This is a genomic window from Streptomyces sp. NPDC004065 (assembly GCF_044903565.1).
Lineage (GTDB): Bacteria > Actinomycetota > Actinomycetes > Streptomycetales > Streptomycetaceae > Streptomyces.
Genome location: NZ_JBJDQT010000032.1, coordinates 57,590 through 75,604 on the forward strand (window position 1 = coordinate 57,590; position 18,015 = coordinate 75,604).

The following is an 18,015-nucleotide window of genomic DNA, read 5'->3' on the forward strand; positions in this document are numbered from 1 at the left end:
GGAGCGGGCTCCTTCGGAGCGGCTTCCGGTGGCTGTTGCGGATCCTCCGTGAATTCCCCCTGCGACACGAATTTCTCCCCTCACTTCTGTGGCGGAGGGCACTTCCCGCGGTGCTGCGGGAGGGCCCTGGTGAACGTGTGCGATGCGTGCCCGGCGGCCCGGCCCGTTCGCCGGGCAAGCCAGTGGATGTGCCGGAACGCCTGAAGAACGCCGCAGCAGGTGCGTCCACCGGCGGGCGGACGCACCTGCTTCAGCCGGCTCGCGCCGGCCCTTGCCGGCTCCTGCCGGCTCCTGCCGGATCAGTACTCCACGATCCGCACGGACTCGACGCCGAAGGCGCAGGAGTCCGTCCACTTGGTGACCGTTCCGTCGGTCCACCCTCCGGCGCTGACGGAGTACAGCGGGCTCCAGGCGCACTCGGCGCGCACGACCCACCGCCCCGTGCCGGTGCAGGTGCCCCAGCCCTGGTTGCCCCAGATTCCGGTCGTGCAGTTCATGTGGTACGTGGGCGTCGTCGCCGCGGAGGCGGACGGCGCCGCCAGCACCCCCAGCCCGGTGGTGGCCAGTGCGAGCGCTCCGACGACGGGCGCCTTCTTCAGCCGTGATCGCAAGGTCATGCCGGTGTTCCCCTCGGTTGCTGATGGGTTATCAATGACAAGACGCAACCTAGGAATTGCCGTGATCACCGTCGTGAGCAGTTGTTACTCACCTGCCTGGGGCCCGACATGGGCGATCAACGAGTAGGAATTACTCATGGCCGACGCGCTGTCGCCAGGTGACGCTACGTCAACTGTCAGCCGAATCAAGGAGGATGAGCGTGGCAGGACACCAGGACAGGCTGGTCGCCATGGCCGGGACTCTGATCAGTGCGGCCCTGCTGAGTGTCTCGATGGCGGCTCCGGCCGCCCAGGCGGCAACCGGCTCCGACCCGAACCTGAAGACCGCCGAGGCGACAGCGGTCAGCTGGAAGAACGAGGCGGGCGGCACCGAGACGATCCGTGCCCTCACCCCCGCGGAGGTCACGGCACGTGGACTGGCCAAGTATGTGAACCTCTCCCGCTACGAGATCACGAAACCGCACAAGAGCGCCGGCGCCGCTCCCGCCGCCCGGACGAACTCCAAGGAGGCAGCGGTCGCGGCCGCCTCCGGTTGCTGGTCCCACGACACCAGGAGCGTCGGCACGGACCAGCTCTACGGCACCGGCCACACCGACTGGTGCGGCAACGGAAGCGCCATCACCTACACCTCCTCCAGCTGCTCCGGGTACGACGCACCCTGGATCCCGTCGTACAAGTACCTGAGCTGCACCGCCAACCCTTCCTACGGTGTCGGATTCAACGTCTACGACGTCAGGTACAACTGGGACCTCTGCCCCCTCTACGTGCCGCTGTGGGATTCGTGCACGACTCACTCCCGGCCGCTCACGCATCTCCGCTTCGGCGCCGGCGGAAGCTACTGGGTGATGTCGCAGAGCTGAGCTGAGCTGACCTGACCTGAACCGCCCTGGGAACAGGCGAGGGCCTTCCGTGATGCGATGCGGGCACGCATCGCAGCGATACGGAAGGCCCTCGTGGTCGCATGGGCTTCGCACAGAAGGGTTCAGCGAGTCCCGGTCAGGCCGGCGCTCCGCCGGGAGGACGACCAGGTGGTCCACAACCCTTCGGACGGCTCCGTCGCCTTGCGGCGCTACGCCACCGTACGAGCGCGGTCTCTGCCCCTGACGAGGGCAGGGGCAGAGACCGCGTCGACGCCGGCAGCCGCGTCCGTCGGCTACGGGCGCTCGTTCCTCCTTGCCACGAGTGCTACGTCCTTGACGGAGTCGTCGATGATGACGTCTCCCTTCCGCCAGCGGTCCCCCGCGTTGGCCCGCGGGTCCTTGCGGTCACTCTGGGCGATCCACCGGGAGCCGGTGTAGACGTAGGTCCGGGGATCGATGAGGAATTCCTCGCGTAGATCACCCTGCCCGTTGCCGGGCAGGAAGATGGCGATCGCGTCGCGCCCGAGTACGTCGGTGGCCCGGGCCGCCTTGATGCCCGGGAGGGTGGCCAGGGCACGGTAGACCGTCGCGAGGCCCTCCGGCGGTGCCGGATAGCTCCTCGCCAGCACCTTCAGCGCCCGGAATTCGTGCTGCGTCCTGCTCTCGTGGCCATCACCGGGACAGAAGGCACGAGCCTTCGCCTTCACCGCGTTCACATCGTGGGGCAGACCGGCGAGGAAGCGGTACTGCTCGCGCGGCGAGTGGTCGTCGCCTGCCCGGCCCTGCTCCAAGGCCGGATCCGCGTAACGTGTCCACGATTCGCGCTCGCGCACTCCCCGGTGCTCCTGGTCGGTCGCATTGGCCTCGGCCTCCTTGACGTACACCCACCGGTCCTGGCGCGGGGCCGGCACGGGACGCCTGGCGATCGCGTCGGCGGCCTGCTCGAGGAACTGGGCGGCGCTTCCCGGCTGAGTGATGTACGCGGGCCGGGCCACCGGGACGAAACCGGGTTCTTCGCCCTTGGTCCCGATCTGGCCGCTCACGACAGCCACAGCGCCGATCGCGGCCGCCGACCCAACGGCGGCCAACCGCCGGCCGCTCCGCGCCCGGCGAGCTTCGTCCTGACCGCGAGCAGCCTTCAGCAGGTTGCGGCGGCCGGCGGCCAGCCGACCGCGGTCCGGCTGAGGGATGCCGGCGCGCAGGTCACGCAGCAGAGTCATTTCATCCATTCCGAGCCACCTCCATGGCATCGACGACGAGTGCGGGATCGGCGCCGAGCGCCGTGCGGAGCTTGCGGCGGGCACGGTTCAACCGTGAGCGCACTGTTCCGAGGGGGATGCCCAGGGCATCGGCGACTTCCCTGTAGGTGAACTCCGCCCAGGCCACGAGCAGCAGGACATGCCGGTCTCCCGCCGACAGCTCTGCCAGGGCGCCGGCCAACTGTTGCTGCACGCCTTGCGCGACCACCCGGTTGTCGGCGTGCTCCACCCAGGACTCGACCACCGGGTCCGAGCCCGTGCGCGCGTATGCCCGCAGCATCCGGATTTCCGAGCGCCGACGCCGGCCGATCAGCTTGGCAGCGATTCCGTACAGCCATGGGCGCGCACCGACCGCCGAGGCATTGAAGCGACTGCGTGCGCGGAATGCGACCAGGAATGTCTCCGACGTCACATCATCCGCCGCCTCCGCGCCTATTCGGCGCATCGCGTACCGATGGATGTCTTTCGCGTATTGGTCGTACAGGCGCGCGAACGCTTCTGGCTGCCGCAGTGACTCCTCCACCGCGGCGGCATCATCTGATGGTGGCCCACTCACACTCACTCCGATAACTTCGTGCCTACCTGACACTCCCTTGTTGCCCGAACCCGGGAATCGAGTTCACGGAGCATGTGGCCCGACTTCACCCTTGGAATTGGGATCCTTTTCGGCGTGCCGGCCAGGTCAGGGGCTGTGCTTTTTCGGGATGAGTGATCGCTGCTCATGGGCACGGGGTCCCAGGTGTCGGTGAGACGGCATCCCATCCACGCTCGCGGTGGAGGCCGGCGGTCTTCGGGTATGCGGTGTCGGGCGCCGTGCGAGGGCCGAGCTCGAACAGGTCGAGCATCAAGAAGAGCGGGTAACCCGGATACTGGGGCATGCGTTTCACGATCTGGCCTTCGCAGCCGATGACCGTGCCCGACGGTCCCCAGATGGCCGTCCAGGTATGCGGTTTCGACACGTCCAGAGGCAGGGCGACCTCGGTCATGCCGGTGACCAACCGCTCATCCGAATGCGCTTTCAGCCCGCACCGGGCGTGAGTCGTTCTCCCGCCGACGGCAGCGGCGTCGATCTCGAAAATGCAGATCTCGCCGCTGTCCCTTTCGGACAGGCGCTCCGTCCCCACGAGCCACGCGGCGAGCATGCAGCCCTCGTCCAGGCTCGCGCTCACCGTCACGTCCACCCGTCCGGCGGTGGGTGCCCACAGGAGGCGTTCCGCCGTCTCCGTGCGCACGACGAGTCCGTCCGGACGATGCCGGTGTGTTCCCCGCCGCGAGCCCACCGGGCCGGAGAAGAGCCCGGTCTGCAGGTTGGACACGCGAAGCGGGGCGTCTTCCGCCCGCCAGTCCGGCTGGTCGGCGTCGATGCGCAGGCGCAGCCCGCTGTCGCCGAGGTCGTAGCGCGCCCGGGAGCGATCCGGCGTCGTCCAGTGGGGCAGATAGTGGTCGATCCAGAGGTTCTCGTCGAGCTGCCGGGCAGTGAAGTCGTCCTCGAAGCCGGGATCGTGGGACGGGGGGTCGGGAAGACGGCCGAGGCCGGGGATCATCATGTGCATCATTGTCCTGCTCAGGGCGAAGACAGCCGGTCAGACCGGTGTCGCCGTGTCCTTGGCCGGGCTGCCCGCAGCGCGGACCGTGGTGCCGGGCCGGCTCCTGGGCAGCAGCACCGCCGTCACGGACGCCAGAGCGAACGCCGCGGCGTCGATCCACAGGGCGGGCCGCAGGCCGTCGACGAACTGCCCGGCAGAGTGGTAGCCGCCGTAGGCCGAGAAGGCGGCGCCGGCCACCGATACGCCGAGTACGCCTCCGATGTTGCGCAGCGATGTGCTGGCGCCCGAGGCGATGCCCTGCTGTCCGGCGCCCACGCTGCTCATGACCACGTTGGCAACGGGCGCCAGGAACAAGGACATACCGAGCCCGCACAGGATGAAGGGCGGCACCTGGGCGGCGTAGGAAAGACCGGGCGCCGTGACGGCCGCGTACCAGCCCATGCCCAGCGCCTGGAGCGCCGGCCCGAGGACGAGGATGCCACGGCTGCCCATACGGTCCGAAATCGCGCCCGCGAGCGGTGTGACGGCGATGGGCAGAGCCGTCCACGGCAGCATGCGCACGCCGGCCTCCACCGGCGAATGGCCTTGCACGCCCTGGAGGAACTGGGTGAGCAGGAACACGGCGCCGAACAGACCGAAGAAGTTCAGCAGGCCGATGGCGTTGACCACGCTGAAGGCGCGGCTACGGAACAGCGGCATGGGCAGCATCGGCGACGGAGTGCGCAGTTCCCAGCGTACGAAGCCGGCGAGCAGCACCGCCCCGCCGGTGAATCCGGCGAGGACGCCTCCGCTGGTCCAGCCCGCGCTCTCCCCGCGCACGAGGGAGAGCACCAGGCCGAAGACGCCGGAGGTGGCGAGCAGGGTGCCCGGCACATCGAGCCGCCGGGCGGAGCCGTGGCTCTCAGCCAGCCGCAGACGGGACAGGGGCAGCAGGAGAAGGCCGACAGGGACGTTAAGCCAGAAGATCCATTGCCAGGAGAGCCGGTCGATCACCGCACCACCGATGACCGGCCCGAGGGCGATGGCGCTGCCGTTCACACCGCCCCAGATTCCGAAGGCCATCCCTCTGCGCTCGGCCGGTACGGCGACCGTGAGCAAGGTGAGTGTGAGCGGAAGCAGCACCGCCGCGCCCATGCCTTGGGCGGCCCGCGCCGCGATGAGGGCCGGGAGGCCGTGGGCGAGGGCCGCGGCGGCGGATGCCGCGGTGAATGCCGCCAGTCCGATGATGAACAGCTTGCGTCTGCCGAACAGTTCACCCAGCGTCGAACCCGTCATCAGCAGGGCCGCGAAGGAGAGGGTGTAGGCGTTGACGGTCCAGGTGAGGTCCTCGATGCCTCCGCCCAGGTCGTCGCGAATGGAGGGCAGGGCGGTGGTGACGATGAGATTGTCCAGGCCGATCATGAAACCGGCCGCGCTGGTGATCGTCAGAGCCCATAGAGCCTGGGAGCGGCTGGATGCGTCGGGGGTCACTTCGGTTCGTCCTTACTGCTTGAACGGGGCTGCCGGCCGCGTCGGTCCCTCGGTGATGTCCTGCGGGGCGCGCGTGATGAAGGCGAGGCGCATGGAGGCCCGCAGCGGGGCGCCCGCGAAGAAGGGGGCGCCTGGCACGCAAGTGACGTTCCTGTGCAGGGTGTGCGGCGCGAACGCTTCGGTGTCCCATCCGTCGGGGAGGGGGGCCCAGAGGAACATGCCGCCGTCCGGCACGCTCCATGTGCTGCCCGGGGGCAGCGCGTCCGGCAGGCAGTCCAGCATGGCTGTCGGACGTGTGCGGTACGCCTGGCGCGCGGCGTGACCGGTGGTGGTCTCCGCCGCGGCCGGCGTCACGGCGAGCAGCAGGCCGCCGTGCCGGCACCTGCCCTGCATCCATCCCTGGGTGCGCTTCAGGCGCCGTGCACGCTGATGTGATGGTGATTCAGCAGGCCGATCGGATTGTGGTTGCGGCCGACGGGCCCTGCTCGGAGGCGGCGACCGCCTCGATGTCACGCGGCTTCGGCTCGGCGGTCGTCGCGGGCGCTGCGTCGGTGGGACGCTCGACGACGATCTCGTTGTGGTTGTGCGATCCGGACTTCATGGAAGGCTCCTTTCCTCGGCTGCCTCAGTGACCGCCGCTGTGCGGTCACAGCGACGTTAGGGGCCGCGCCGGGGGAGCCGGGTGAGCAGGCGTTGCTCAATCTGTGCGGGAGGAGAATCCGGCCGCCCCCGGCCGATTGCCCGGTTCTCGTCCTCACCGGCCGGCGGCCGCTGCGTCGTCCGGGCGACCAACGGTACGAACCCGCCGCCGAGGGGGTATCGGGGCGAGGGGCGACCCGTACCGGCAACCCGCTTCAGTGTGCGTCCCGCAGCTGGAGAGCGTATGTCGCGGTCAGCGCAACGACACGGTCTTCGTCGTGTGCCAGGTCCGCGAGGGCACGGGATGCCAGGGTCCCCGGGATGTCCGCGAGGGCCTGAGTCAGCCGACGGCGTGCGGGCGGTCCAACGGCGTCATGGGCAAGGCGGTCCGCGAGCCCAGTGGCGATGTGATCCGCCAGCGCGGGATCACTCGCCAGCGTGCTGAGTGCGTCGGCCGCGTCGGCGTCGTTCCTCTCCTCGACGATCATGTCGATGAGAGTCGGGACCGCGTCGGCCGTTCCACGTGCCCCGAGCGCCAGAGCGGCATACCCGCGCACCACGATGTCGGGATTCGTGAGGGCGTCTTGCAGCAGGGCGGTCGCCTCACCGTCCGGAATCTCGGCGATGGACCGGACGGCACGTATCCGCACTTCGGCCGTGGGCGAGCCAAGGCCCTCCGCCAGTAGGGCCAGCCCCTCCTGTCCCGACTGCGCCAGAGCCCAGCGAAGGGCGCCGGCGACATTCGGCTCGGACTCGCTCAGCACAGCCTCGACCAGTGCTTCCACCGGCACGGGAACTTCCGCGACCGCAGACAGCGCCGCGCGCTGCCGTGCCCCCGCGCTCATCGACCCCAACGCCTGGAGGAGCGCGACGATCTGGAGGACGTCCTCCCAGGCGGCGGGTTTCGCGGCATCGATCCGAAGGAGTCGTGTGAGCAGCTCCGTCTCCGCTGCGATGCGGTCTCGCGTCTGGCGGATGAGGTCGTCGACGAGCTCGGCGGGCGCGAAGTCAGGATCATCGAGCGCGCGCCCGATGTCGCGCAGCGACAGCCCCAACGACCGCAGGCTCTCGATGTAGAAGATTCGCCGGATGTTCTCACTCGAGTACTCCCGATAGCCGGAGTCGGTACGGCCCGTGGGCCGCACCAGGCCGAGCGATTCGTAATGCCTGAGCATGCGGGCGCTGACCCCGGACCGTCGCGCGACATCACCGATCAGCACTGCCTATCGCCTCTCCTGGCCGGGCCCGCCGAGGACAGCGACGCGCTTCGCCTCCTCGATCGCGAACTCGAATCCTGCATCCGGGTCGCGCCACAGCCGTTCCGTGGCGACCGCGTGGGCGCGGACGCGAGGATCCGGGTCCATCGCCGCGGCACCCAGTGCCGGCAGCATCACCTCCCCGAGCGCGACCAGCGCCCGGCTGAGGCTCAGCTGCGTCTCGCGTTCGCCGCGCCCGAGCTGCGTCGCCAAGGTTACGGCCAGCTCGCGCTCCTCGCCTTCGGGTACGAGTGCGACAGCTGCCCGCCAGGCGCTCCGGGCCACCTCGTCGTCGGCGTCGGACAGCAGCGCCGGTGTGATCACCGGCCACGCTCGCCGATCCCCGATCTTGGACAGCGTGTGCAGCGCCTGGCTTCGTGCCTGCGCGCAATCCGAGCGGACTTCGTCGAGAAGCAGCGGGATCGTCATCGATGTCGCGTGGCGGGTGAGAGCCCATGTCAGCATTTCGCGCACATAGAACTCGGGCTCGATCGCGCATCGCTTGATCAGCTTGCCGATGACCCCCGCGTCCGGGGTCATGCCGAAAGCCAGCGCTGCCTGCAGCCGAACCGACGAGGATTGGCTCTCCAGCCCCTGGAAAGCTCGCATCGCGTTCGTGTCCTTGTTCGTCGTGATCATGAAGACCACCTCCCTGGCCACAGTGAAGCCCTTGTCACGGTGTTCAGGTCAAGCGGAGCCGGTCCGGCGGATGCCCGGGCATCCTCGAAGCCCGAATCCGGCGCTTGTCCCGTCATACGAGACGTGCGTGACGTCATGGGCTTGGGGTGTGGTCGACGGCGTACAGGTGCAGGACCTTGTGCCCGACGAGGAGGCCTGGAGCGTGCCGATGGGCTGCCCCGGCGCGTTGGGACAGCCCATCTCACCGGGCCGGCCGGGGGGCAGCCGGCCCGTGCTGATGGGCTTGCACCGGTGGAGGGACAGCCCATCCCATCGCGCCGGCGGAGGAGTCCGGCGCGTTGAGAAGCGAGTTCACTACGTCCTGGGACCGCATTCTTGAGTAGTGAGTACCCAAATCCATGAGTCGGCGATCCATGCGCATGTGCCCCGGGGCCGCCGGCACAACCGCTGCCCGACCAGATTCTGTTGACGATCAAGCTCTTTCGGCACGCTCTCGAGAATGGTCGTCGGCAGTTCAAATCCCCGAAAGCTGCGGCCTGAGTAATCAATGCTCTCGATCACCTGCGGCACGGGCGGCTTTTGTGGCAGCGCCCGACCTCGTTGACTCGACAGGATTTCCATGACCGCCGCCGATCAAATCGCTGCCTGGGCCATCCTCGGGTCACTGGCACTGTTCCTCTCGCTGGTGACCGCGATGGTTCTTCGCGGAGTCGTCCAAGAGGCGGTCAAAAGGCTGCGCGACAGGAGCGATCGCCCCTGACATCCCCGGCTTCCGTGCCGGGTCACGTCGGGTTAGGAAGAGGGATTGCCGCCGGCGGTACGGCGGTACCGGGCACCGGCGCGGGAAGTTCGAAGACGCACCCGCCGAGCTGCGGAGAGTCGGTGTTGTCGGCGGTGCATACCACCAAGCGTTCCAGCCCTGCGCCACGGAAACAGACACTCGACACGAAGGTCGACGGCACCGGGATCAGTTCGGCGGTGTCCCCATTGGGCAGCACCCGGGCCACGGCGCCGCCCGATCCAAGGGCCACCATCACCGCGCCTTCCGCGTCGACCGCCAGCCCGTCGGCCTGCCCGCTCGGGCTCCGCCACCAGGGCGTGAGCTCCTGCCCTTCCCCGGCGGACCACCGGGCACGCAGCACGGTGCCCGTGGCGAAGTCGCTCAGGTAGAGCCACTCCCCCGCCACGGCCACGCCGTTGGGCCAGATCACCTCGCCGGGCCTGTCGTTCACGGCCCCCGCGACGTCGACCACGCGCAGGCCGCCGGGAGCCGCCGGCTCGCCGCGGAAGGGCCGGTAACGGAGCATCCCGGCCAGCAACTCCCCCTCGGGCCCCACACCGAGATCGTTGAAGCCCGTGATCCGAGGGTCCGTGAGGACCTCCACACAGCCTTCCGTGCCGGCCGAAGGGTCCCAGTCCGTGGCGACAACGGTCCGGCCCGAGGCCAGCAGGGCACCCGAGGCGTGAACCACCAGCCCGCCGACGCCCTTACGGCCCGCGAGCAGCTGCCGCTCGCCGCCGCCCGGGTGAAGCACGCGGACCCCTCCGGCCAACGCGTCCGCCACGCACAGGGCTCCCGACCCGTGCACGACCGGGCCCTCGGCGAGCGCGAAACCCGATGCCAGCAGAATGGGCTTACTCGTCATCAGTGTGCCTTCCCGGACGTGCTCGGCGCCCTTGTGCGGAGAAATCGGGGCCCGGTTCAGCTCCAGGTCGCCCGTGGCGGATGCTCTGCCAAGACTGGAAAATGATCTTCGTGGTCACGCCTGCACCGCCGCGACCACGAAGATCACTCATCGGCTAGTAGGACTCCGTTAGGTCTGTCTCGATCTTGGTGCCGTGTGTATCCCGCTGGGTAGGGGCTGGTGGCAGGTGGTGCAGATGCCGGTCCAGCAGTTCAGCAGGTCCTGGAGGGCGTCGAGGGTCTGGTAGAGGGTGAGTCCGCTGTATCGGCTTTTGGGGCCAGCCGCTGCTCGGTGAGGAAGGCGTGGGCGGCGGTGACCAGGGTGACGTGATGGTGCCAGCCGGTCCAGGAGCGGCCTTCGAAGTGGTCCAGGCCGAGGTCGTGCTTGAGTTCCCGGTAGTCGTGCTCGATCCGCCAGCGGATCTTGGCCAGGCGGACCAGTTCGGTGACCGGAGTGTCTGCCGGCAGGTTGGACAGCCAGTAGTCGGTGGGTGCTTCGGCTTCCTCGGGCCATTCGACCAGCAGCGTCATCTCGGGCAAGACGCCATCCCACTGGCCGTCGCGCGCGATGGCGGCGGCCTGGACCAGGCGGCGGGCTCGGACCCCGGCGGGCCGCACGCGCAGCGCCAGGAAGTGCGAGCGCATCGGCCCGCGAGAGCCTTCCCTCCAGGTGACCTCAGTGAATGCCTGCCGTCCGCGGCTGGTGGCCAGGTCGGCCACCGAGGACGGCTTGTCCCGGTAGCGGGGTTGCGGCCGGCGGCCGTTGCCGGACCAGGGCGGGGCAACGGGTGCCACGTGGTGTGGGTGGACGGTCACATCCGAGCGGACGGCCACCACGTAGGCGATGTCCCGGTCGGCCAGCCCGGCACGGAAGTCGGCGTTTTGCCCGTAGCCGGCGTCGGCCACCACCACCGGTGGCACCAGGCCCCAGGTGGCCAGCTCATCCAGGGTGTCCAAGGCCAGGCGCCACTTCTCACGGTGCCCGACCCCATCGGGCACCTGGCAGCGACGCCGGCGATCGACATCACTGTCCCACTCCTTGGGCAGGAACAGCCGCCACTGCAGCGGGACGGAGGCGGTGTCGGTGACCGCGTGCACGCTGACCGCGACCTGGCAGTTCGCCTGCTTGCCCAGGGCCCCACAGTACTGGTGGGCAACGGCGACCGACATTCTGCCGTCTTTGGGAAACGACACGTCGTCGACCGCCCAGGCATCCGGGCCGATCAGTGGCACCATCCGCTCAGCGATCCGGCGCCGCACCGGCACCGGATCCCAGGTGGACTGGTTCACGAACTGCTGCAGGTTCTGCTCGTTGCCGTCCGGCAGTCGCGAGGCCATGGCCTGGATCGACTTGCGGCGACCGTCCACCATCAGTCCCCGCAGATAGCAGTCGCTCTTGGCCCGCTGGTCCTTGCGCGGCACCGAGGCGAACACATCCGCCACGAATAACGCCAACTTCGCCCGAACACGGTTCACTTCATGTGCATCCACACACCCACCATGCCGCTGACCACGACCACGCGAAAGACCTAACGGAGTCCTACTAGGGCTTTGCGGGGGCCGGAGGGTTGTACTCCCAGTGCCAGGGTTCCTTGTCGTAGGGATAGAACCCGTAGCTCTCGGCGTTCTCCACCATCCACTTGTAGGCTTCGGTCTCGCGCTGCTTGGCGGCGTTCTCCTTGACCGTGGCGCTCCCCATGTCCAGGTCGATTGCCCGACCGGACTGGTGGGCGCTGGAGCCGGGAGGAGCCACCCACTGGCGGGCGACCTTCTCGGATCCGTACTTCTTCAGCGCCTCGTCGAACAGGGTCTTCTGGGCGGCGTACGAGCGGTACCCGGAGACGGGCTTGAGCAGGTTCTGCCCGATGCCCGCCTTGCGAGCCGCAGCGATGAGTCTGCCCAGGGCATTGGCCGCGGCCTCGTGCATCTGTACCCCTTCGAATGTGACCACGTCACTCGGATCGGGGTCCCGCTTGTCCTTGATCCGTCCGCCTCCGGGGGACTCCAGGGCCGGAAGTGCCTCTGCGGAAGGCTCGGTGGGTGTGAGCCCGGTGGCAGGCTCGCCGGTCTGCCCCACGCATCCGAGCAGGCAGGGCTCCGTGTGCCCGTTGGCGTCGGAGCCGGGGACTGTGGCGCCGGCCGCCGTCGGGGCGCCGCTTCCCCAGCCCGGCTGCTCCAGCACTCCGTTGCTGACCAGCTGCAGCACGGTCATGGCCGCGTTTCCAGCGGGTGTGTCGTCACCGCAGCCGGGCGGCGGTCCGGGATCCTCGCCGATGAAGGCGTAGACGCACGGGCCGAGTCCGCTCGGGTCCGTGTGGTTGAGCGGGCTGTTGCCGACATAGCTGTAGGGATTCCATGTCTGGCTGTTGAGAGGGTTGCTGATCAACGGGTCCGCACTGAGGAAGCGCTTCATGATGGTGTCGTACAGCCGGCCGTTCATGTTGATGACGCCGCCGGCGTCGTGCTCGTGGCCGGTGAAGCCGCGGGGCATGGCGCTGTTCGCCGTCTTGGTGCGGTCCCCGTCCGGTGCGACGCGCTCGCCGAACGGGTCGTAGTAGGTGCGGCTCAGGGTCTTGCCCTCGTCGGTGAGCGTCTGAACGGTGCTGCCCAGGGCGTCCTCCACGTGGTAGAGCACACGCGACTTGGGTGTACTGGCGGGGTCGTAGACGATGTCGGCGCCGAGCCCGTCGATACCGGGAACGCGGAAGACGTGTTCGACCTGGCTGCCTCGCTGGTGGCGCTCGTAGAAGCCCTTCAGGTAGAGCACGGCCTCATCAGGACCGGTCTTCTTCACACGTGCTCCGAAGGCGTCGTACTGAAAGGTCTGCTTGACCCCGTCGATGGTGCTGGTGTCGGGGAGGTCGAAGGACGTGTAGTCCAGAGTCCGATGCTCCGAGGTCGTCTGCCGGCCGTGCTCGTCGTAGGTGAAGTCGGTGTGGGCGCCTGTGACGAGGTCGTCCAGCCCGGTGAGGGTGTGGGGCTGGCTGCCGTCCGGTTTGCCGTAGGTGCGATGCTCGGAAGGGGTGCCGCGGCTGATGTCGGTGAGGTTGCCGGAGTCGCTGTAGGCATACGTGACATCGGACAGGCGGGGTTCGGGGTCCGCCGTACCCGCGCTGCCGACGCCCCAAGTGGTCAGGCGGTCCAGTGAGTCGTAGCCGAAGCTCTCCCGCCGCTGCACCGAGCCGTCCTTGGTGGTGCGGGTGCGCACCAGTCCGTTGTCCCAGTACGTGTAACCGATCTCGCTGCGCTTGTCGGTGTCCTTGGACACGGTGGTGGACACAAGGCTTCCGGAGTCCGGGGCGAAGTCCTGGTCGAGTGTGAGTCCGCTGGTGCCGATTTGCCCGTGGGTCAGGGCCAGGTCGGCGTTGCGTGCGGTTGCCTGCCACAGTCTGCCCAGCGACTCGGCGCCGGAGGCGTCGGAAACAGTGGTGGTGTAACCCCACGCGTTGTAGCCGTACTTCAGGCGCAGTCGGTCACGGCCCGGCACCTGAGGGTAGGTGATGGTGTTGATGCGGCCGTGGCTGTCGTAGTCACGGTCGAGGCTGTACGTGGTGGTCTTCTCCTTGAGGTCCATCCCTGAGAGCCGGCCGAGGCTGTCGTAGCGGTAGCTGAGGGCGATGCCGTCCGGGCTGTCGGCGCGGGCGAGTTGCCCCAGACCGTTGACGGCGGTGTCCCAGGTGAAGGTGCGATTGCCTTCAGGAGTGCTGACTTGTGTGGTGCGGCCGAGGTCGTCGTAGGTGTAGCTGTTCATACCTCCGGGAACGGTGGTGTCCCGGACTTCGCCGAAGCCGTTGTAGTGGGTCACGGTCGTCCCGCGGTCCGGTTCCGTCGAGCCGCTGCGGCGCCCGAGGGTGTCGTACGTGAAGTCAGTCGTGACGCCCTCCGGGTCTTCGACCCGCTTGACCAGGTCGAAGGGGGCGTATGTGTAGCGCATGGTGATCTCCTTGTCGGCGGCTGCCGGCCGCTGGAGCATGCGGCTGGTGGAGATGACCCGGCCGTCAGCGTCGACGCCGACCTTGTTCCGATGGCCTTCCTGATCGGTGGTGATCTTCTCCGTCATGGACGGGTACTCGGACCGGATGTGCTTGCCTCCGGGCAGTGTGGTGTCCAGGAGCCGGCCCAGCCCGTCGTAGTCGTACCGTGTCCACCCGCGTGTACCTGGCTCGCGGGCCGGGCGGGATTCAGTGACCAGTCGACCGAGTCGGTCGTAGACCGCTTCAACGGCAATGGCCGTCCCGTCGAAGCCGGTGGAGCTTCGGCGCACGACGGCGCCAGCCGGGTCGCTGTCCACCACGGTGATCTGGCCCGAGCCGGGTACTGCCGGGTCGGCACCCGTCGTGGAGACCGTTCTCGTGCCGACGGCGCCTGCGCTGTTGGTGCGGGGCTCGTAGCGGAAGGTGGAGGTCTCCCCGCCGTCCGTGGTCTGGCTCAGTACACGCCCGAATCCGTCGTACGAGGCTGAGTTCTGAGCACCGTTGACGTCCATCGAGGCGATGGGCACGCCGAGTCCGGGATGGGTGACCAACCAGACGGACGGGCTGTGCGCGCTGTCGGTGTGTTCGGACCAGAACTGGCTGGGATAGATGTGCTCGTCGGGGGCTCCTGGGTAGGGGGCGTCGAACTCCACGTGGGAGGTTCGGTCCGGCTCGCCCTCGGCGCTGAGGACGACAGTGCTGATGTTGCCGTAGTCGTCATGGTGGTACGTACGGGTGCTGCGCACCCCGGCGTCCTTGTTGTCCCTCTCGACCTCGACCAGGTCCAGCCGGCCGAAGTCGTTGTGGTGGAAGTGCAGGCGCCGCGTGAGGGTGGTCTCGGCTCCCGTGCCGGGTTCGTCACGTGTCTGGGACTGGTCCTGGACGAGCCCGATCAGCCAGGGGCCGGTCCGGTTTTCGTAGGTCGTGGTCAGCGTCCTGGTGACACCGTCTCGACGGGCGTCGACCGACTCCTTCACATTCCCGAAGTCGTCGTAGGTCGCGCTGCTGTGCAGGTGTCTGGCGTTGCCGGGCACGCTGCCGATCGCCCAGAGGTGGGTCTTCCCGGAGTTCGCGGCCGAGAAGTCCTCGTCCCACGTGAGATTGACGCTCTCCTCCCACTCGTCCACGTCGCTGGTGGCGTCCAGCAGGGCCACTGTGCGCCCTTCGTTGAGTCGGCGAAGCTCCCTGGACGGGACACTGAGGGTGACACGGGCGTTCGCGTGAGCGGGCCTGGCGGAGAGCTGTTCACCGTTGAGGAGGGGGATCACCTGCCGCACGCTGACAGGCACTGACCCGCGCAGATAGTGCCGTCGGCACGGATCGCACGCGCCCGTCTCGGCCACGTCACCGCGACCCGGGTCGTACGTGGTGGTCGTCTCCATCGGTGTGGAGGGGTCCCAGACCGTGACCCGGGTGAACCCCAGGAAGCCTCGGCCTCGCATGTGTGCGACGGGTTTGTCGTAGGCGTAGTGGATGGTGCGCTCCAGGCCATGCGCCTCAGCGGTGACGGACCTCACCACTGTCAGGCCGTCACGGACACATCTCAGTGGGTACGTGCAGCTGTTGTCGGCGTCACCAGCCGGGTACGCCGACCATTCGTTGGAGTAGCTCACCCGCTCTGCCCGGGAGGCCGAGTCCTCGTCCGTGAAACCCGTGATCCGGTCGGAGGTGGAGGCGTTCTGCTCGGCCACCTTGATGGTGCCGTCCGCGGTGATGAAGACGACGTCCGTCCTTCCGTCGCCGTTGAAGTCGCCGAGCCGTGCCAGGGTCGTGTCCAACGCGGTGTCCAGGAAGAGCCGGCCCGAGACGTGCTCGCTGGTGTGGAAGGATCCGTCGCCCTCGGCGACGCTGATCTCCATGCGGCCCAGGGAATTGTTCAGATCGATCAAGTCCGCCAGACCGTCGTTGTTGAGGTCGGCCGCGACTCCGTCGCGTGCGCGCACACCTGCCGAGGTGAGACCCGCGGCGACCGTGACGCCATTGCCCGTGTTCCACAGCGTCCGGCCGTTCAGAATGCTGTCGGCCAGGCCGTCCCCGTTGAAGTCGCCCTGCCCGGAACCCCACTCGGTCCCGTTGGGCGCGGTGAGCAGAAAGGAGTAGGCGTCGGTGCCTGCGCTGTTGTCATGGTTCGACAGACGTGTGGTGCCGCGCGCGATGCCCACGGCGTAGGTCTCGCCGGCTTTGCATCGTCCCTCGCCCGGTGCGGCGTAGTCCTTGCGCTGCACCAGCAGGTCTGCCCGGCCGTCTCCGTCCAGGTCTCCGACAGCAGCGCGGCAGCCGGCACGAACGCCTCCGGTGGGCACTGCGGCCTCCAGAGCCTCTGCCAGGGATGCGCCGGGCCTGCTGTAGCGCACAGCGTAGGTGCCGAAGTCGATGTCATGAGTGGACGGCGTGTAGCCGTTGAAGCGGCCTTCGGCCAGGTCGAGCAGGCCGTCGCCGTTGAAGTCGGCCCACTCAGCCGGAGCGCAGGCGAAGCGCCCGCCCGAGACGACCCCGCAGGTATTCTCCGCGGACTGCACACCGGTTTCCTCGAAGGTCCCCGTCGTGTCGTTCCACTTGAACAGGCGGTTGCGGTCCCTTGCCGTGCCGGGGCCCCACACTTCGGCCCTTCCGTCCCCGTTGACGTCGACCGGCCGTACCAGAGCAGGGTTGGGCGCACTGTTGGTCACCCTGCGGCTGAGAGGCTGTGCGGCGCCGTCAGCGCGGCGGGTACCGAGACGGACCTCGTTGTCGTGGACCACGGTGCCGCCCTGGTTCAGAGCTATGTCGTCCAGGCCGTCCCCGTTGAGGTCCGCGACCACGAGCGAGGCGGCTGACGCCCTGTCGCCCCCGGACTGGGCCGGGGGCGAGGCCGTGCCGATCATCTTGTTGGTGAAGGTGGGTTGGCGCGTGGTGAGGCTCCAGTCGAAGTTCTTCTTCCACAGGCAGCCGCCGGCTCCCGCGCACTGCTCGATCGAGGTCAGCAGTGACCTGTCCTCCGCTCCCGGCGGCCCGTAGGAGAGCACGTACTTGCTCACCATTTGCTGAGTGACCGGGTTGGGAGCGTAGGACTCTATTGCCGATACACGCCTGGACAGCCTGATCTTCACACCGCTCGTCCACGAGAAGCGTGGATCCGGCCGTGCCTCGGTCCGAATCCTGACGTATCTCCGTCCCGGCTCATCTCCATGGGCGGTGTAGGTGATGCGGTCCGGGACGATCTCCAGCGCTCCTTGCGACACCGTGTTGGTGTACTCGAAGTGCATGCTGTTGCCGGCCCGGTCCCGTTCCTCGTCGATGAGCCACATGACGTGCGGGGTTCCCGCCGGCTCGGAGAGGTTGCCGATGACGGGAGTGGCGCCCTTGGTCCAGGTGACCTTGGACTGCATCCGCGGCGCGGTAACCGGCGTGTACGTCCGGATCCTGCCGTTCTTCAACCTCACTTCGAAGTCCGACAGACCCACGCTCCCCGCCGACGTGGCAGTCACCTTGGCGAAGGTGTCGTTCTCCGTGCGGTACTCCACCTCGTCCCCGTCCGTCTCGACCGGGACCAGCTTCATGCCGTCGAGGCAGAACGCGTCCTCGGTGTCGTAGCCGACGCCCGCGACAGCGCCCTCCGACGCCAGTGTCTTGCCGCACCGCGTGATGGAGGAGAACCCGGACAAGGACCAGCCCTTGCCGACGAGTCCGTCGGTGCGGCTGCCGCTGGAGTACTGCAGAGCCATGTCCGGTTGTATGCCTGCCCGGCCGTCGGGGCTCCACAGCGGAGCGCTGATGCGGTAGTTGCCGTAGCGGTCCACGCTCGACGAGAGGGGAAGGTAGCCGTGGGAGGCCGCGGCGGACACGGGATCAGCGGGAAGGGTGAACGTCTTCGGCAGGCCCGGGGCGGGAAAGTCCGCACCGCTGGACATCCAGGCCAGCGGGAGCAGTCCGCCCGCTGCGATGGCGCCAACCAGCGTCAGCACTAGGGGACGCCGGTATGTGCGTCTTCTGTGTCTTACCATCGTCTTCCTCTTCCTCTTGACGGCGTCCGGAAAGCGAAACGATCGATGCGTCATCGAGGAGAGAACCCGAACGCCGCAGCAACCTCG

General features: G+C 68.3%; 14 protein-coding genes. 2 read left to right on the forward strand and 12 right to left on the reverse strand.

From position 1 onward, the window contains the following. Positions 1 to 299 precede the first annotated feature (299 nt). Positions 300 to 617, reverse strand: a complete 318-nt coding sequence (locus tag ACI2LW_RS28175) for a hypothetical protein (RefSeq protein WP_404734046.1) — start codon at positions 615 to 617, stop codon at positions 300 to 302. 200 nt (positions 618 to 817) lie between these two features. Between ACI2LW_RS28175 and ACI2LW_RS28180 the strand changes: the two genes are divergently transcribed. Continuing rightward, positions 818 to 1,477, forward strand: a complete 660-nt coding sequence (locus ACI2LW_RS28180) for a hypothetical protein (protein WP_404734047.1) — start codon at positions 818 to 820, stop codon at positions 1,475 to 1,477. A gap of 293 nt (positions 1,478 to 1,770) precedes the next feature. Here the strand turns inward: ACI2LW_RS28180 and ACI2LW_RS28185 are convergent, their stop codons facing one another. The 8 genes from ACI2LW_RS28185 to ACI2LW_RS28220 form a co-directional block, all read right to left on the reverse strand. Continuing rightward, positions 1,771 to 2,727, reverse strand: coding sequence for a CU044_5270 family protein (locus ACI2LW_RS28185; RefSeq protein ID WP_404734048.1), 957 nt, complete (start codon positions 2,725 to 2,727; stop codon positions 1,771 to 1,773). Then, positions 2,699 to 3,292: an RNA polymerase sigma factor gene (locus ACI2LW_RS28190; protein ID WP_404734049.1), complete on the reverse strand. Its 594-nt coding sequence runs from the start codon at positions 3,290 to 3,292 to the stop codon at positions 2,699 to 2,701. Before ACI2LW_RS28190 ends, ACI2LW_RS28185 begins: the two co-directional genes overlap by 29 nt. Positions 3,293 to 3,455: 163 nt before the next feature. Continuing rightward, entirely contained in the window at positions 3,456 to 4,283 is an 828-nt protein-coding gene (locus ACI2LW_RS28195; protein ID WP_404734050.1) for a hypothetical protein, read from the reverse strand. A gap of 36 nt (positions 4,284 to 4,319) precedes the next feature. Then, positions 4,320 to 5,753, reverse strand: a complete 1,434-nt coding sequence (locus ACI2LW_RS28200; RefSeq protein ID WP_404734051.1) for an MFS transporter — start codon at positions 5,751 to 5,753, stop codon at positions 4,320 to 4,322. A gap of 12 nt (positions 5,754 to 5,765) precedes the next feature. Beyond that, complete coding sequence (locus ACI2LW_RS28205) at positions 5,766 to 6,146, reverse strand: hypothetical protein (RefSeq protein WP_404734052.1); 381 nt, start codon at positions 6,144 to 6,146, stop codon at positions 5,766 to 5,768. Positions 6,147 to 6,195: 49 nt separating this feature from the next. Continuing rightward, positions 6,196 to 6,354 (reverse strand): hypothetical protein, encoded by a 159-nt coding sequence (locus ACI2LW_RS28210; protein WP_404734053.1) that lies wholly within the window; start codon positions 6,352 to 6,354, stop codon positions 6,196 to 6,198. A 253-nt stretch (positions 6,355 to 6,607) separates the two neighbouring features. Continuing rightward, complete coding sequence (locus ACI2LW_RS28215; protein ID WP_404734054.1) at positions 6,608 to 7,612, reverse strand: HEAT repeat domain-containing protein; 1,005 nt, start codon at positions 7,610 to 7,612, stop codon at positions 6,608 to 6,610. A gap of 3 nt (positions 7,613 to 7,615) precedes the next feature. Beyond that, a complete protein-coding gene (locus ACI2LW_RS28220) occupies positions 7,616 to 8,287 on the reverse strand; it encodes a HEAT repeat domain-containing protein (protein ID WP_404734055.1) in 672 nt (223 codons plus the stop codon). Positions 8,288 to 8,906: 619 nt separating this feature from the next. Between ACI2LW_RS28220 and ACI2LW_RS28225 the strand changes: the two genes are divergently transcribed. Next, a complete protein-coding gene (locus tag ACI2LW_RS28225; protein ID WP_404734056.1) occupies positions 8,907 to 9,047 on the forward strand; it encodes a hypothetical protein in 141 nt (46 codons plus the stop codon). A 22-nt stretch (positions 9,048 to 9,069) separates the two neighbouring features. On the opposite strand, the gene ACI2LW_RS28230 is transcribed toward ACI2LW_RS28225, so the two are convergent. From ACI2LW_RS28230 to ACI2LW_RS28240, 3 genes are all read right to left on the reverse strand, one after another. Next, a complete protein-coding gene (locus tag ACI2LW_RS28230) occupies positions 9,070 to 9,933 on the reverse strand; it encodes an SMP-30/gluconolactonase/LRE family protein (RefSeq protein WP_404734057.1) in 864 nt (287 codons plus the stop codon). A 251-nt stretch (positions 9,934 to 10,184) separates the two neighbouring features. Continuing rightward, positions 10,185 to 11,462: an IS701 family transposase gene (locus ACI2LW_RS28235; RefSeq protein WP_404734058.1), complete on the reverse strand. Its 1,278-nt coding sequence runs from the start codon at positions 11,460 to 11,462 to the stop codon at positions 10,185 to 10,187. A 52-nt stretch (positions 11,463 to 11,514) separates the two neighbouring features. After that, a complete protein-coding gene (locus tag ACI2LW_RS28240; protein WP_404734059.1) occupies positions 11,515 to 17,889 on the reverse strand; it encodes an FG-GAP-like repeat-containing protein in 6,375 nt (2,124 codons plus the stop codon). Positions 17,890 to 18,015: the final 126 nt, after the last annotated feature.

Excerpts from the sequence above, each read along its gene's own strand:
- ACI2LW_RS28225 (WP_404734056.1), top strand. The coding sequence starts at position 8,907 with ATGACCGCCGCCGATCAAATCGCTGCCTGGGCCATCCTCGGGTCACTG.
- ACI2LW_RS28220 (WP_404734055.1), bottom strand. The coding sequence starts at position 8,287 with ATGATCACGACGAACAAGGACACGAACGCGATGCGAGCTTTCCAGGGG.
- ACI2LW_RS28230 (WP_404734057.1), bottom strand. The coding sequence starts at position 9,933 with ATGACGAGTAAGCCCATTCTGCTGGCATCGGGTTTCGCGCTCGCCGAG.
- ACI2LW_RS28175 (WP_404734046.1), bottom strand. The coding sequence starts at position 617 with ATGACCTTGCGATCACGGCTGAAGAAGGCGCCCGTCGTCGGAGCGCTC.
- ACI2LW_RS28185 (WP_404734048.1), bottom strand. The coding sequence starts at position 2,727 with ATGCCATGGAGGTGGCTCGGAATGGATGAAATGACTCTGCTGCGTGAC.
- ACI2LW_RS28195 (WP_404734050.1), bottom strand. The coding sequence starts at position 4,283 with ATGATGATCCCCGGCCTCGGCCGTCTTCCCGACCCCCCGTCCCACGAT.
- ACI2LW_RS28205 (WP_404734052.1), bottom strand. The coding sequence starts at position 6,146 with ATGCAGGGCAGGTGCCGGCACGGCGGCCTGCTGCTCGCCGTGACGCCG.
- ACI2LW_RS28210 (WP_404734053.1), bottom strand. The coding sequence starts at position 6,354 with ATGAAGTCCGGATCGCACAACCACAACGAGATCGTCGTCGAGCGTCCC.